The 15,162-nt window shown below is 70.5% G+C and carries 9 protein-coding genes and 1 pseudogene; 5 read left to right on the top strand and 5 right to left on the bottom strand.

What is annotated here, in order from left to right:
* The first annotated feature begins 84 nt into the window (after nt 1-84).
* The 3 genes from AB0D12_RS14640 (at nt 85) to AB0D12_RS14630 (ending at nt 8,068) form a co-directional block, all read left to right on the top strand.
* Complete coding sequence (locus AB0D12_RS14640; protein WP_362681407.1) at nt 85-3,501, top strand: tetratricopeptide repeat protein; 3,417 nt, start codon at nt 85-87, stop codon at nt 3,499-3,501.
* 115 nt (nt 3,502-3,616) lie between these two features.
* Entirely contained in the window at nt 3,617-6,790 is a 3,174-nt protein-coding gene (locus tag AB0D12_RS14635; protein ID WP_362681405.1) for a tetratricopeptide repeat protein, read from the top strand.
* A 162-nt stretch (nt 6,791-6,952) separates the two neighbouring features.
* A complete protein-coding gene (locus AB0D12_RS14630) occupies nt 6,953-8,068 on the top strand; it encodes an ADP-ribosylglycohydrolase family protein (protein WP_362681402.1) in 1,116 nt (371 codons plus the stop codon).
* Nucleotides 8,069-8,167: 99 nt separating this feature from the next.
* Here the strand turns inward: AB0D12_RS14630 and AB0D12_RS14625 are convergent, their stop codons facing one another.
* Nucleotides 8,168-9,757: a sodium:solute symporter family protein gene (locus AB0D12_RS14625; RefSeq protein ID WP_362681399.1), complete on the bottom strand. Its 1,590-nt coding sequence runs from the start codon at nt 9,755-9,757 to the stop codon at nt 8,168-8,170.
* Nucleotides 9,758-9,993: 236 nt separating this feature from the next.
* A complete protein-coding gene (locus tag AB0D12_RS14620) occupies nt 9,994-10,776 on the bottom strand; it encodes an SDR family oxidoreductase (protein ID WP_362681396.1) in 783 nt (260 codons plus the stop codon).
* Nucleotides 10,777-10,866: 90 nt separating this feature from the next.
* Between AB0D12_RS14620 and AB0D12_RS14615 the strand changes: the two genes are divergently transcribed.
* Nucleotides 10,867-11,751, top strand: coding sequence for a hypothetical protein (locus tag AB0D12_RS14615; protein ID WP_362681393.1), 885 nt, complete (start codon nt 10,867-10,869; stop codon nt 11,749-11,751).
* Between the two features lie 189 nt (nt 11,752-11,940).
* On the opposite strand, the gene AB0D12_RS14610 is transcribed toward AB0D12_RS14615, so the two are convergent.
* The 3 genes from AB0D12_RS14610 to AB0D12_RS14600 all read right to left on the bottom strand — a co-directional run bounded on the left by AB0D12_RS14610 (nt 11,941) and on the right by AB0D12_RS14600 (nt 14,156).
* Nucleotides 11,941-12,153 carry a DUF397 domain-containing protein gene (locus tag AB0D12_RS14610; RefSeq protein WP_362681390.1) on the bottom strand — a complete coding sequence of 71 codons (213 nt, stop codon included), beginning with the start codon at nt 12,151-12,153 and terminating at the stop codon, nt 11,941-11,943.
* A gap of 195 nt (nt 12,154-12,348) precedes the next feature.
* Complete coding sequence (locus tag AB0D12_RS14605) at nt 12,349-13,206, bottom strand: helix-turn-helix transcriptional regulator (protein WP_362681387.1); 858 nt, start codon at nt 13,204-13,206, stop codon at nt 12,349-12,351.
* 221 nt (nt 13,207-13,427) lie between these two features.
* Nucleotides 13,428-14,156: a GPP34 family phosphoprotein gene (locus AB0D12_RS14600; protein ID WP_362681384.1), complete on the bottom strand. Its 729-nt coding sequence runs from the start codon at nt 14,154-14,156 to the stop codon at nt 13,428-13,430.
* Nucleotides 14,157-14,379: 223 nt separating this feature from the next.
* Here AB0D12_RS14600 and AB0D12_RS14595 point away from each other — a divergent pair.
* Nucleotides 14,380-15,162: pseudogene (locus tag AB0D12_RS14595) on the top strand (hypothetical protein); the annotation flags it as partial.

Genomic DNA, 15,162 nt, shown 5'->3' with positions numbered 1-15,162 from the left:
CCGCCCTGGGATTTCGTTCCGCATGCCGCGACGGGCTGACAGACTGGTCCCGGAACTTGGATGGGGACTATCCGGAGGGGGACCATGGGGTCGGCACGCCCGTCCATGCAGGAGTTCATCCGGCGCCGCAAGCGCGCCGGATTCGTGGGGCGCCGCGATGAACTGGCGCTGTTCCGGGAGAACTTCGACTTCCCCCCGGAGGACGAACGGCATCGCTTCATCTTCCACATCCGGGGCAATGCGGGCGTAGGAAAGACCTCTCTCGTCCAGCAGTTTCAAGAAGCGTCCCGTGAACGCAAGGCGCTCACCTCCTATGTCGACGAGGCCGTGAGCAGCGTGCCCGAGGCGATGGCGGCGATCGGCGCGCACTTCGCCCGGCAGGGGCACGCTCTCAAGGCCCTGGAGCGGATGCTGGCGACCTACCGCGAACGGCGGTACGAGGCGGAGTCGGCGTCCGTCGCGGTGCTCGACCCGCAGCAGCCCCCGGGCCCGTCCGCCGGGTCGATGGCCGCCGCCCAGGCGGGTCTCGTCGGGCTCGGTATGGTGCCCGGAATCGGCGCGTTGGCCGGGGCCGTCGACCCGGCCCATCTGGCCCAGGGGGCCGACCGGTTGCGGGCCGCGCTCAGTGCGCGCTTCCGTAATCAGGAAGATGTACAGCTGGTGATGGACCCGCTTCAGGTCCTCACCCCGGTCTTGGTGGCGGAGGTGGCCCGGCTCGCTGCCGGCGTACCGTGGTTCACGCTCTTCTTCGACACGTACGAACGCACCGGCCCCTTCCTCGATGCGTGGCTGCGGGATCTCATCACCACTGAGCGGTATGGCGCGCTGCCCGCGAATGTCATTGTCACGCTGGCCGGGCAGCGGCAGCTCGACGCCGGCTGCTGGGCCGACCATATGGACTTCGTCGCCGATCTGCCGCTGGAGCCCTTCACCGAGTCCGAGGCCCGCCAGCTCCTGGCCGCGAAGGGTGTGGTGAACGAAGGGGTGGTACAGGACGTGCTGCGGCTCTCCGGCCGACTGCCGGTCCTGGTGTCCACCCTCGCCGAGAACCAGCCCGCCGATCCCGCTGACGTCGGCGATCCGAGCGCCACCGCCGTCGGCCGCTTCCTCAAATGGGAGCAGGATCCGGTCCGGCGTGCGGCTGCCCTGGCCTGCGCCCTGCCGCGGCGCCTCAACGAGGATGTCTTCCGGGCGGCGGTTGAAGCGGACGCGGCCGGACTCTTCGGCTGGCTGCGGTCGCTGCCGTTCGTGTCCGACCGCGGGGGCAGCGCCCAGTACCACGATGTCGTACGCAACCCGATGCTGCGTCTGCAGCGCAACAGCTCGCCGCAGCACTGGAGTTCACTGCACACCCGGCTCGCCGAAGCCTTCGCCGGCTGGCGGGAAGCAGCCGGAGCCGGGGTGGACCCCGAGGAACTGTGGGAGCAGGTGCGCTGGTGCGAGCTGCGCCTCCAGGAGTCGTACCACCTGCTGTGCGCCCAGCCGCAGGGCGCGCTGCCGACGGTCCTGCGGGACGGTGTGGACGCGTGCGACGACAGCACGGCGGAGGCCCGCCGCTGGGCACAGGTCCTGGCGGAGGCGGGCGAGGACTCCGATGCGGACGTGCTCAGGCAGTGGGGCGAGGACTGCCTCGCCGCCCTCGCGGACGAAAAGCGGGGCACGATAAGAGTGTTGGGCCTGCTGCTCTCCCGTGCCGGGCTCGACACCGAGGGCCAGGTGAGCGCCCTGGTGGCGCGGGCCCGGGACCTGCGCGACGCCCAGGAGTATCCGGCGGCGCTCCTCGACTACGAGCGTGCCATCGCGCTCGAAGCCGGGCGGGCCAGGGCGTATCTGGGCCGCGGGCTCACCCGCCAGGCGCTCGGCGAGTTCGACCTGGCCCTGGCCGATATGAACCGGGCCGACGAACTGCGGCCCGGCACCTGGTGGATCATCAGGGAGCGCGGCGAGATGCACCGGATGGCGGACCGGTTCGAGGAGGCGGTCGCGGACCTCGACCGTGCTCTGGAGCTCGATCCCACGGACGCCTGGTCCTTCGCCAGCCGAGGCCAGACGAACCAGCAGCGGGGCAGGTACGCCGAGGCGCTGGTGGACTTCGACCGCGCCATAGAGCTGGATCCCGACTACCCATGGGCGCTGGTCAGGCGAGCCCAGGCCCGGGGGCGCCTCGGGGACATTCCGGGTGCGCTGGCGGATCTGGACCGGGCCGAGGAGCTGAGCCCGGACACTGCGTGGATCCCGGGGCAGCGCGGCGACATCTACCGGCTGGACGACCGGTACGACGAGGCGATCGCGGCCTACGGCGTCGCGATCGAGCGCGCCCCCGACTACGCCTTCGCCTTCGCCGGCCGCGGGAGGGCACATCGCGAGGCCGGCCGGTTCGCGCAGGCCCTGGCTGACCTGGACCATGCACTGGACCTCGACGGCGAGTATGCGTGGGCGCTGGTCGAGCGCGGCAGGGTCCGCCGCGCGCTCGACGACGCCCACGGTGAACGCGCCGATCTGGACCGGGCGGTGGAGATCGAACCCGCCAATGCCTGGACACTCGCGGAGCGCGGCGAGGCGCACCGGGTAGCGGGTCGCTACCCGGAGGCGCTGGCGGACTTCGACCGCGCGATCGTCCTCGATCCCGGCTACGGGTGGGCGTTGGGCAGCCGCGGCCAGACCCGACGTGCCCTGGGCCGGTACGAGGAGGCGCTGGCGGATCTCGACCGGGCAGACGAACTGCAGCCGGCGGAGGCCTGGATCCTGGCCGACCGCGGTGGGGTCTACAGAGCCATGGGACGGTTCGAGGAGGCGTACGCGGATCTGGACCGGGCGATCGATGTGGATCCCGAGTATGTCTGGGCGTACGTACGACGGGCAGCACTGGACCTGACCACCGGGCGGCTTCAGCGTGCCCTCGCCGGCCTCGACCGCTGTCTCCAACTGGATTTCGGCTCGGCCTGGGTGCACCGGAAGAGGGCCTCGGCGCTGCTCTTCCTGGGCCGCCCGGAAGAGGCCCTGGCTGCACTGGACCTGGCCGAGCGGGAGGGTGCGGAGCCTGTCGACTTCCTGGGGCTGCGCTCCGAGGCATGTCGGCTGGCGGGGCGCTTCGAGCCGGCCAGGGAAGCCGCCGAGCGCCTTCTCACCGAGGAGCCGAGCGAAGGCTCGTACTATCTCGCGCTGGTGGTCAGCCGTACCCAGGGCGTACAGCAGGCCGCGGAGCTGTGGAGGGACGCCGAACGGCACTACCCCCGTACCGATCCGGCGGCACTCACCTGTACCGAGGCCGGCGAACTGATGGTGGTCCTCTGCGGGCAGGGCGAGTGGGAGAGGGCAGACGCCCTCCTGGAGGAGTTCCTGGCCGGAGATCCGGCCTGGGAGGACCCGGCGGACGCGCTCGACGCGGTGACGGAACTTCTCAGCTGTCCGGGGGCGGACACCGGACAACTGGAGAGGTTCCGCAGCAGGCTCGCCGAGGCCACGGCTGCGCGGGCGCCCGCCGACGCCTTGGACGGGTAGGAAGTTGACCTCCTCCAGGTCCATCGCGCCTGCGCTCGGGGACTTCGTTCCGCATGCCGCGACGGGCTGACAGACTGGTCCCGGGCCTTGGAGGGGGAGTATTCGGAGGGGGACCATGGGGTCGGCAAGCCCGTCGATGCACGAGCTGATCAAGATGCGCAGGCGCGCGGGATTCGTGGGACGCCGTGGTGAAATCGCGTTGTTCCGGGAGAACTTCGACGTTTCGCCGCTGGACGTCCGGCATCGCTTCCTCTTCCATATCCACGGCAACGCGGGCGTCGGTAAGTCCTCCCTCGTACGCGAACTGGTGGAGACGGCCCGCGAGCGCCGCGCGCTCACCGCCACCATGGACGAGACCGTGAACAGCGTGCCGGAGGCGCTGGCGGCGCTCAGTGCCCAATTCGCCCAGCAGGGCCATGAGTTGAAGGCGCTGGACCGGCTCCTCGCGACCTACCGTCAGCGGCGTTACGAGGCGGAGGCCCTGTCCACCGCGGTGTCGGACGGTCAGCCGCAGCCGCCCTCCGCGGGCAGCATGGTCGCAGCCCAGGCCGGCCTCGTCGCACTGGGCACCGTGCCGGGCATCGGCTCGCTCGCCGGGGCCGTCGACCCCGCCCAACTGGCCCGGGGCGCCGACCACTTACGCGCCGCCCTCAGCGCCCGCTTCGGCAAGCAGGAGGACGTACAGCTGGTCCTCGAACCGCTCAAGGCCCTCACCCCCGTCCTGGTCACCGAGCTGAAGCGGGTGGCGGCCGACGTCCCGTGGTTCACGCTCTTCTTCGACACGTACGAACGCACCGGGCCGTTCCTCGACACCTGGCTGCGCGATCTGATGACCACCGACCGGTACGGCTCACCGCCCGCCCAGGTCGTCGTCACGACGGCCGGGCAGCGGCCGCTCGATCCCAACTGCTGGGCCGACTGCGTGGACTTCGTGGCGGACCTCCCGCTCGCCCCCTTCACCGAGTCCGAGGCCCGCCAGTTCCTCACCGCCAAGGGCGTGGAGGACGAGAAGCTGGTACGGGAGGTGCTGATGCTCTCCGGCCGGCTTCCTGTGCTTGTCTCCACCCTCGCCGCCGGCCTCGCCGAGAACGCCGGCAGCGCCGGGAACCCGGGCCGCGTGGACGACCCCAGCGCCACCGCCGTGGAGCGTTTCCTGAAGTGGGAGAGCGATCCGGTCCGCCGGTCCGCGGCGCTCGAGGGCGCGTTGCCGCGCCGTCTGAACGAGGACGTCTTCCGGGCGGCCGTCGACGTCGGAGTCGAAGGGGACGGGGCGGGACTCTTCCGCTGGCTGCGCGGGATGCCGTTCGTGAGCGACCGCGGCGGCCGGGCCCAGTACCACGACGTCGTACGGGAGCCGATGCTGCGGCTGCAGCGCAACAGCTCACCGCAGCGCTGGCGCACCGGGCACACCCGGCTGGCGGAGGCGTTCGCCGGGTGGCGGGCGGCCGCCGGGGAGGGGCTGGAGCCGGACGAGCGCTGGCGGCAGGACGCCTGGCGCGAGCTGAAGCTGGAGGAGACGTACCACCTGCTGTGCGCGCAGCCGCGGACGGCGCTGCCGATGGTGCTGCGGGAGGGGATCGACGCCTGCGACGCAGGGACGGTGCCGGCCCGCCTCTGGGCGCAGACCGTCGCGGACGCGGGCGGCGACGGCAACAGCGGCGTACTGCGCACCTGGGGCAGGGACTGCCTCGCCGCGCTCGAGGACGAGCAGTACCGGAGTGCGGAAGTGCTGGGGCTGATGCTGGCCCGGGGCGAACTGGACGACGAGGGGCGGGTGGCGGCCCTGGTGATCCGGGGGCGGGACCGCCGCAACGCCGGCCGGTACGACGAGGCGCTGCGCGACTACCAGCAGGCGATCACTCTGGACGGGCAGTGCCGGCGGGCGTACTACGGGCGGGGTGAGACCTACCGCCTCGCGGGGCGGTCCGAGGAGGCCGTCGCCGAGTTCGACCGGGCGCTCGCACTCGACCCCGACGACACCTGGTCGCTCTCCAGCCGTGCCCTGACCAGGCACGCGATGGGGCGCGACGAGGAAGCACTGGCGGATCTGGACCGGGCCCTCGAGATCAAGCCCGGCCATGTGTGGTCGCTGGTGCGGCGGGCGCAGGTGCGGCGCGCGCTCGCGGACACCGACGGAGCGCTCGCGGACATCGACCGGGCCGGGGCGCTCGATCCGGACAATCCCTGGATCGTCGGCGAGCGCGGTGAGATCCTGCGGCACGACGGGCGGTCCGAGGAGGCGATCGCGGCGTTCGACCGGGCGTTCGCGCTCGACCCGGCCTACTCCTGGGCGCTGGGCAGCCGCGCCATGGCCAAGCGGGCGCTGGGCAGGACCGAGGAGGCGCTGGCGGACCTGGACCGTGCGGTGGAGCTGACTCCGGAGTATGTGTGGGCGCTGATCAGGCTGGCCGAGATCCACCGGGAACGCGGCGACAGCGCAGGGGAGTTCGCGGCCCTGGACCGGGCGGTCGCGAGCGCGCGGTTCAAGGAGTGGGCGCTGGCGCAGCGGGGCTACGCGCACCAGCTGGCGGAGCGGTACGAGGAGGCGCTCGCGGACTACGGCCAGGCCCTCGCACTCGCCCCGGACTACGGCTATGCCCATGTCTCCCGGGGCCGGGCCTACGAGCGGATGCACCGCTACGAGGAGGCGCTGGCGGACCTGGACCGCGGGCTCGAGCTGGATCCCGACGACACCTTCGCCCTGTCGGTACGGGCCGGGGTGCGGCGGGCGCTCGGAGATCTCGACGGTGAACTCGCCGACCTCGACAGGGCGGTGACCCTCGCGCCGGATCACGCGGTCCATCTCACGCTGCGCGGGGAGGCCCACCGGCGCGCGGAGCGGTACCAGGAGGCGATCGCGGACTACGACCGCGCGGCTGTGCTGAACCCCGACGACGGCTGGGTCGTCGGCAGCCGTGGCCAGGCAATGCGCGGGCTCGGCCGGTTCGAGGAGGCGCTGGCGGACCTGGCGCAGGCGGCGGGACTCCAGCCGGACAAGGCGTGGATCGCCGCCGAGCGCGGCGCGACCCTCCAGGACCTGGAGCGGTCGGAGGAGGCGCGGACGGAGCTGGACCGGGCGATCGCGCTCGATCCGGCGTACAGCTGGGCGTACGGACGCCGGGCCGCGGTGCATCTGGCCACCGGCCGGCGGGAACAGGCCCTCGCCGATCTTGAGCGGTACCGGGAACTGGGCGGGGACACCGCCGGGCTGGAGCCGCCGCTGCGTCCTCTCATCGAGACACAGGGTGCGGTGACGTCCACCGATGAAGCGGTGACATCCACCGACTGAGTGGTGACACCCGCCGACCAAAGGGGTCAAAGCAGACCAGAAGCCCTTCTGTCCACATACCGTGGCGATCCCGTTCCGGCCTCTGAACCGACCGATCCGGGTCGATTACAGTGCTGCGCCAGGCATACGTTCGACGTTCGGGAGCCCAGGGAGGGACGCGCGGTGAGCGCAGCAGCCACGGCCGTCTGGGGCCGTGCCGAGCAGCAGGACTTCCGTGCGCGGGTGCGCGGGGCCCTGCTCGGCGGCGCCATCGGCGACGCGCTCGGCGCGGGAGTCTCCGCGCTCACCATCGAGGAGATACGCGAGGCTCACGGCCCCGAGGCTGTCAGCGACTTCGTGCCCGCCCACGGCCGCCGCGGCGCCGTCACCTCCGCCACCCAGCTGACCCTCTTCACCGTCGACGGGCTGATTCGCGCCCAGGTTCGCCGCGACACCGGCGCCTGGCACCCGCCCACAGATGTGCACCGCGCACATCTGAGATGGGCGGCCACCCAGCGCGACTGGGGCCCGGACGAGCGCCGCAAGGACAATGGCTGGCTCGCCCGCGAGGAGTGGCTCTACACCCGCCGCGAACCCGCGGCGGCCTGTCTCACCGGGCTCGGCGACGAGAACATGGGCACGCTCGAAGCACCCAAGAACCCCTCCGCGCGCGACGCGGGCGCACTGGTGCGCTCCGCGCCGTTCGGGCTGCTCGTCGGCTGGGAGCCGCAGCTGGTGTGCCAGCTCGCCGTGGAGTGCGCGGCCCAGACCCACGGTCATCCGACCGCGTATCTCTCCGCCGGCGCGCTCGCCGTCATCGTGCACGGTCTGGCCCGCGGCGAGACCCTCGACGGCTCCGTGCAGCGCGCCCTGGCCCAGCTGGCCTCGCGCCCCGGCCACCAGCCCGTCACGGACGGCCTCAAGCACGCGCTCGGCGCCGTACGCCAGGGCATGCCGAGCCCCACCAGGATCGCCTCCATCGGCGACGGCCACAACGCGGAGGACGCGCTCGCCATCGCCGTCTACTGCGCTCTTGTCGGCGAGGACATCCGGCACGGCCTGCGCCTGGCCGTGAACCACGACGGCCCTTCGGAGACCACCGGCGCGCTGACCGGCTCACTGCTCGGAGCGCTGCACGGCGAGACCGCACTGCCGCCCGCCTGGCTCTCCGAACTGGAGGGCCGCGCCACCATCCTGGAGCTCGCCGACGACTTCGCGATGGAGATGACGCAGGGCCCGGCCCTGCACGGCCCCACGGTGACCGCACCCGGCTGGCTGGCCCGCTACCCGCGAACCTGACCTCGGTACGCAGGCGGGCCCGAGTACGCAGGACGGCCCGAGTACGCAGGAGGGCCCGAGTCCCCCACGGGAGCCGGGCCCTCTGCGTACCGTTGTACGTCAGCCGTCCGCGCCCTCGCGGCCCAGCACCTTCGCGTCGGCCGGCTCCGCCGACGCCGGCACGGCCCGGGCGGTGAGCCCAGCGTCCGGACCGTCGTCGTCCGTGTTGATCCGGGCGATGACCGCGTCCCGCTCGGGGGTGTCCTCCGGCTTGAGGAAGCCGATCGCGATGTAGAGCACCAGCGAGACCGCGAGCGGTACGGAGACCTGGTACTGCAGGGCCACATCGGTCCTGGCCGTGCCGTCGATCTCGTAGTTGAGGAAGAAGAAGGCGATCAGGCCCGCCGCCCAGCTGGTGAGCGCCGCGGTCGGTCCCGACTTACGGAACGGACGCAGCAGACCCAGCATGAACGGAATCGCGATCGGGCCCATCAGTCCCGCCACCCACTTGATCACGACGGTGATGATGTCCTTGAACGTGGGCGAGTTGACCTGCGTCGCGATGGCCATCGACAGCGCCAGGAAGGAGATCGTCGACAGCCGGGCCGCGATCAGCCCGGCCCGCTCCGACCAGCTTCTCGCCTTCTTGGAGAGCACGGGTGCGATGTCCCGGGTGAAGACCGCGGAGATGGCGTTGGCGTCGGAGGAGCACATGGCCATGGTGTGCGAGAAGAAGCCCACGATGACCAGGCCCAGCAGACCGTGCGGCAGCAACTGCTCGGTCATCAGCGCATACGAGTCGGAGGCGTCCGGCTTCTTCGCCTCGATGAGCAGCGGCGCGCACCACATGGGGAAGAAGAGGACCAGCGGCCAGACGAACCACAGGATGGCGGAGAGCCGCGCCGAGCGGGTGGCCTCGCGGGCGTTGGCGGTCGCCATGTAGCGCTGCGCCTGGTTCCACATGCCGCCGTTGTACTCGAAGGTCTTGATGAAGAGGAACGCCAGCAGGAACGTGACCGTGTACGGTCCGGCGGTCGCGTCGGCGTGCCCCTGGAGCTCCGGCTTGTCCCAGACCGTCCACAGCGTGCTGAAGCCGTCGAGCTTGCCCATGACCGCGATGAGCATCGCGAGACCGGCCAGCAGCTGGATGATGAACTGCCCCAGCTCGGTCAGGGCGTCGGCCCAGAGGCCGCCGATCGTGCAGTAGATGCCCGTGATGATGCCGGTGATCAGGATGCCCTGGTTGAGCGAGATGCCGGTGAAGACGGAGAGCAGGGTGGCGATGGCGGCCCATTTGGCGCCGACGTCCACGATCTTCAGCAGAAGGCCGGACCAGGCCAGGGCCTGCTGCGTCTTCAGGTTGTACCGGTTCTTCAGGTATTCGAGCGGCGAGGCGACATGGAGCTTGGACCGCAGCCGGTTCACGCGCGGCGCGAAGAGCTTGGCGCCGATGAAGATGCCGATGGCGATCGGGAGGGACCAGGTCACGAAGGACGTGACACCGTACTTGTAGGCGATGCCCGCGTAGCCGGTGAACATCACCGCGCTGTAGCCGGACATGTGGTGCGAGATGCCCGAGAGCCACCACGGCATCTTGCCGCCGGCGGTGAAGAAGTCGCTGACGTTGTCAATGCGCTTGTGCGACCAGAGGCCGATCGCGACCATCACACCGAAGTAACCGATGAGCACGGTCCAGTCGAGACTGTTCATGTGCCCCCTCCTGGGGTCCGCCTTGTGAACGCCGTTCATGGTGTGTCCATGGGCGCGGTCACGACAACGACTCGAAGGGTCAAGGGAGGGTAAAATTGTTCGAGTTAATGACCTCTGTTCATATCCATGAATCACGGAGGGGTGAAAAAGGCCGCACGGCGGTGATTTGCCCGTGCGGCCGGTCGAAGGGCCCCGGAGGGGAAGGGGGTTGAGCGCCGACGGGCGCTATCGCATCGTCACCGCATCAACTCACCCGCGTTGACCAGAAGCGACTGGCCCGTGATCGCCCGGGCCCGGTCGGAGGCGAGGAAGGCCGCGGCCTCCGCCACGTCCCCGTCGGTGGCCAGTTCGGGCAGTGCCATCCGCTCGGTGAGCCGCCCGAGCACCTCGGGCTCCGGCACCCCCTCGGTGTGTGCCGTGAACTGGACGTACGCCTGCACCGGCGGCCCCCACATCCAGCCCGGCAGCACTGTGTTCACCCGGATCCGGTCCGGGCCGAGCTCGCGCGCCAGCGAGTACATCGCCGAGGTGAGCGCCCCCTTGGACGCCGCGTACGCCGCCTGCCACACCTGCGAGGGCGCGGCCACCGCCGACTGCGTACCGATGATGACGACCGAGCCGCCCCGCTCCTTGAGCGCCGGCAAGCAGGCGCGGGTCATCCGCAGTGTGCCCAGCAGGTTCACGTCGATGACTCCGCGCCAGGTCTCGAAGTCCGCGTCCGCCAGACCCCCGAAGTAGCTGTCCCAGGCGGCGACATGGATGACGGCGTCGATCCGCCCGAAGCGCTCGACGGCGAGCGCGGCCAGCGCGTCGCACTGCGCCTCGTCGGTGATGTCCGTGGCGCGGTGCGCGGTGTGTGTGCCGCCGGGGTCGATCTCCTCGGCCGACTTCACGAGATTCGCCTCGGTGCGCGCGCCGAGGACCGCGTTGCCCCCGTCCCGTACGACGGTCGCGGCGATCTGATGGCCGAGACCGGCCCCTACCCCGGAGACGATGACGGTCTTTCCCTTGAGCAACATCAACGCCCTCCCGGCTATGGCAGTTCTTCTGACGGGGCGTCAGAGTAGGTCCCTGCGTCGGCGGAAGGAAGAGGAAGGGGAGGGGACATCGTGAGCGAGGACACGCACGGCGAGGACACGCACGGCGAGGACGCGCGGGGCGAAGGCACGCGCAGTGAGGTGTACGCGGAACTGGCGGGCGTCGGCCCGTACGGGGTGCGCCCCGGCCATGCCCTGATCACCATGGTCGAACCGCATCCAGGCCATGAGTACGCGTACAACCGCTGGTACGAGGACGACCACTACTACGCGGGCGCGATGGCGATGCCCTGGATGTACGCCGGGCGACGCTGGGTCGCCACCAGGGAACTGCAGCGGCTGCGCTACCCGGAGAAGTCGGCGGTGGCCCAGCCGGTGACCGCAGGCTGCTACATCTCCACGTACTGGATCACCGACGGCCGCTACGCGGACCATATGAAGTGGACCGTGGGGATCAACAAGCGGCTGAACCGCGACGGAAGGGTCTACCAGGACCGTACGCATGTCTTCACGGCCTTCCAGGACCATGAGGCGACCGTCTACCGGGACGGGGCGGCGGGGCCGCGCGACTACCACGCGCTGGACCACCCGTACGCCGGGCTGGTGGTCGAGGTGATCGACGCCGACGGGCCCGAGCAGCGGGCGGAGCTGCTGGAGTGGCTGCGTGCCAAGCATCTGCCGAAGCGGCTGGCGGGCTCTCCCGCAGCGATGGTGACCGTCTTCCGGCCGACACCGCTGCCGGGCGACCGGATGACCTATGTGAAGCAGGTGGAGGGCGTGGATACCCGGCTGACGCTGCTGTGGTTCCTCGAGGAGGACCCGAGGGAGCGCTGGGAGCCTGCGTTCGCCGGTCTCGACGCAGCGGTCGTCGAATCGGGGCTGGGGCGGGTGGAGTTGGTGGCTCCCTTCATTCCGACGGTCCCGGGTACCGACCGCTACGTCGATCAACTGCGCTGAGGCAACCGCGCTGAGACGGCCGGGGGCTGAGGCAACCGCGCTGAGACGGCAGCCGGTGGGGGAGGGGATGGCAGTGGGGGCATGGCCGAGCCCCCTCGGCCGGGACGGCGGACCAGTCGAGAGGGCTCATGTCTGTGGTGCTCTGTGGTGCGTTGGGGCGCTGTCCTGCTCGGGGTGCGCTCGGCGCGGTTATCGGCCGAGATCGAAAGCGCCCTGACCCACTTCGTTCACGAACGCGTTCCAGGATTCGGGGACGAAGGTGATCGTCGGGCCGGCGGGCACCTTGGAGTCCCGCACGGCAATCGCCTGCACGATGGGGGACTTGACCTCTACGCATGCGCCGTTTCCTGTGGAGTACGAGGACTTCGTCCAGGTCTCCGTGGCGCCCTGAGTGATTGCCATGTCTGCTCCGCTTCAGCAAGTGGTGTGATTCGCGCCAACGTTCTTGCTGGCGTGATCGACGCTACTCGCCGCAGTGGGTGCGCGAGGCGGCCATTCACTCGACCGGATGGCATATCCCATGCGACTCTTCCGCCGCGAGGTGGCGGGGGTGTACCGTACGGTCCCCTTCGCCGCCGAAGCGCCTCGCGAAGCCCCTCAGCGGGCGTAGTCCTTCGCGATGTCCGCGATGAACTGCCGGGTCTGGTCCACATTCAGGGCCTGCGCGCGCAGATGCTCGTACATGACGCTGTACTTCTGCACATCGTTGGCCTTCTCCAGGTACAAGTCGCTGGTCACGCCCTCGATATAGACGACGCTCGAGTCGGAGGCGTCGGGGAACTCGAGGATCGCGTACTGGCCGTTGATGCCAGGATGGGCGCCCATGTCGAAGGGCAGCACCTGCACGGTGACATGCGGCAGCTGGGACAGCTCCACCAGATGCTCGAGCTGCTCGCGCATCAGCTGCTTGTCGCCGACCAGGCGGCGCAGCGCGGCCTCGTCGACCACCACCCACAGACGCAGCGGATGCTCGGCGTCGTTGATCCGCTCCTGGCGGCGCAGCCGGACGCTGACCCGCTTCTCGATATCGGTGGTCCCGCTCTCGGGCAGCGCGCCGGCGATCAGTGCCTCGGCGTACTGCTGGGTCTGCAGAAGTCCCGGGACGACCTGGGGCTCGTACACCCGCAGGCTCGCCGCGTCGGTCTCCAGGCCGATGTAGACGCTGTACGGGATGTCGCCGAAGGCGTGCCACCAGCCCTGCTGACGCGAGTCCTTGGCCATTTGCATCAGCGAGTCGACGATCCGGTGGTCCTCGACCTCGTACACGCCGCACAGATCGCGGACATCGCGCTGGCTGATCGAGCGGCGGCCGTTCTCAAGGCGGCTGATCTTCGACTGGGAGACGAGCAGGCGCTCCGCCACCTCTTCGGCCGTCATGCCCTTGAGTTCCCGGAGCCGGCGCAGCTCCTGGCCCAAACGACGTCGCCTGACGGTGGGGTTGACGTTGGACGCCACGGAAACTGCACCTCCGGCTGCGTAGCTGTGCGTATCTACCGCTCAGCAGACTGCCACCAATGGTCGTGGCTGCGCTGGCAAATGGCTACACGCGGGAACGCGCGGGGCAGCGTTTCTGCTGCCCCGCGCGTCTTGTGCGGCTCCCGGACCGGGTCTTGGGGACGTCGATGCGGCGGCTGTGCTGTGTGTACGGTGCGGCTTGTGGTGCGGTTGTGGTGCGGTTAGTGCGCGGCGACGCGGTCCATGCTCCCGTGGCGCGGTTGCATCGATACGGCCGCCGGCTGGCGACTGCCGCCCGGGGCGGCTGGATTGCGGCGGGGCTGAGCGGCCGCACCGTTCTGGACGTCCATCACGGCGTGCGCCACGAGTCCGCCCATGGGGTCGTGCCTGATGAGATCCCGCAGACGGGACCTCGAGGAACGCCCTTCGTTCCCGGGGTACAAGTGCTTGCCGAGTCCGACCGCGTGGGCCAGCGCAGCGAGCGCCGCGGTCCGCGGGTCCGGCGGTACACCGGTGCGGATCGCACTGTCCAGCCGGGCCCTGATGTCCCGGCTGATCGCCGTCTCCGTCGCTTGGTAGCGAGTTGTCGGCAGCACTCCGCACATCTGGCCCGCCACGGCATGCACCATGCCGCACCGCTCCAGATGCGAGAGGTAAATCTGGCGCAGCCCCAGTCGGGGCCCGCCAATCCAATGGACCGCCCGTACCGGACTGCCGCGTCGGCGCAGCAACTCCAGTGCGGAGTCCAGAGTCGGATCTCCGGTCGGCCGTGGCATCACCACGGCGATACGATCCCCGTCCGGGGCTATCCGTCCTGCCAGAGCCAGCTCTACTAGCTGGGCTCCGGCCAGGCCGAGGTCGAGCGACTGCGGCTGCGCTGTGGTACCCGTGGTCGGGTCCAGAGCGAGCAGTAGAAGCTCTTCCGGAAGTGTTCTGCGGCTCCTGCCCATCCATGCCTCCCCGCGTGGATGAATGACAGGGTGACCCCTCTCACATTGGTCTGTCGAGAGCGCCTGGGCACTTCGTACGGGAACCGGCAGGTATGTCGTTCTCGTCTCTGCGCGGGGGCTGTCCTCTCACACAGGACACTGGTAGATGGTTCGGACAACACGGGCTGTCGCCTGAACGGCGCCCGACAATGCGTACGCATGGCATACGCATGACACATGACGCATGACTCATGGAGGAGGCACGGTGGCGGGCGAGTCCCCCGACAAGTCGGAGCAGCGGAAGTCGTCGGGGGAGACGACTTCGGGTGAACGTGACCCGCGGCTTGCCGTGTTCCGCCAGGCGTCCCCGGGGGCTGCCGCTCCCGGAGTGGACCAGCCGACGGCGGTCTTCAAGATGCCGCCCGAGCCGTCTGCGCCGGCGAGCAGGGAGCGGGGCACCGAGTCGGGCTCGGCGGAGAACGACGCGAGGCTGCGGGCCGCGGTGGCGGCGTGGGTGGCGAGCGCGGACGACGAGGGTGCGTCGGCGGACGAGGAGGCGCCCTCTGAGGCCGCGGAGGCGGCGGTTCCGGCTCCGGGGTCGGGCGAGGCGTCCGAGGGGCTCTCGGGCGAGCAGGCGGGTTCCGGCGCGTCTGCGGAGCGGGAGCCTGCGGCCGCGGACGAGGCCGAGTCTCCGGCGGAGGGTGATGGCGAGGGCGAGGCTGCCGTCTCGGGCTCGTCGGGTCAGGACGACGAGGCGGGTTCGGGCGCGTCCGCCGAGCCGGCGCCCGCGGGCGCCGAAGGCTCGGCCTCCGAGGCCGACGGTGACGCCGCCGAAGCGGATGCCGATGCGGATGCCGATGCGGAGGTGGAGGCGCGGGACGAGGACACGTCCGTGTCTGAGTCTGAGTCTGAGCCTGAGTCCGAGCCTGCTGACGAGGCTGCGGCCTCGGTGTCGTCGGGTCAGGACGACGGGGAGACCTCGGACGACGAACCGGGTTCGAGCGCGTCCACGGAGCCTGGAGACGCC

Origin of the sequence: Streptomyces sp. NPDC048479 (genome assembly GCF_040651435.1) — a bacterium.
Taxonomy (GTDB): domain Bacteria; phylum Actinomycetota; class Actinomycetes; order Streptomycetales; family Streptomycetaceae; genus Streptomyces.
The sequence above is the reverse complement of the archived record's forward strand: the minus strand, read 5'-3'. Positions and strand labels throughout refer to the sequence as shown.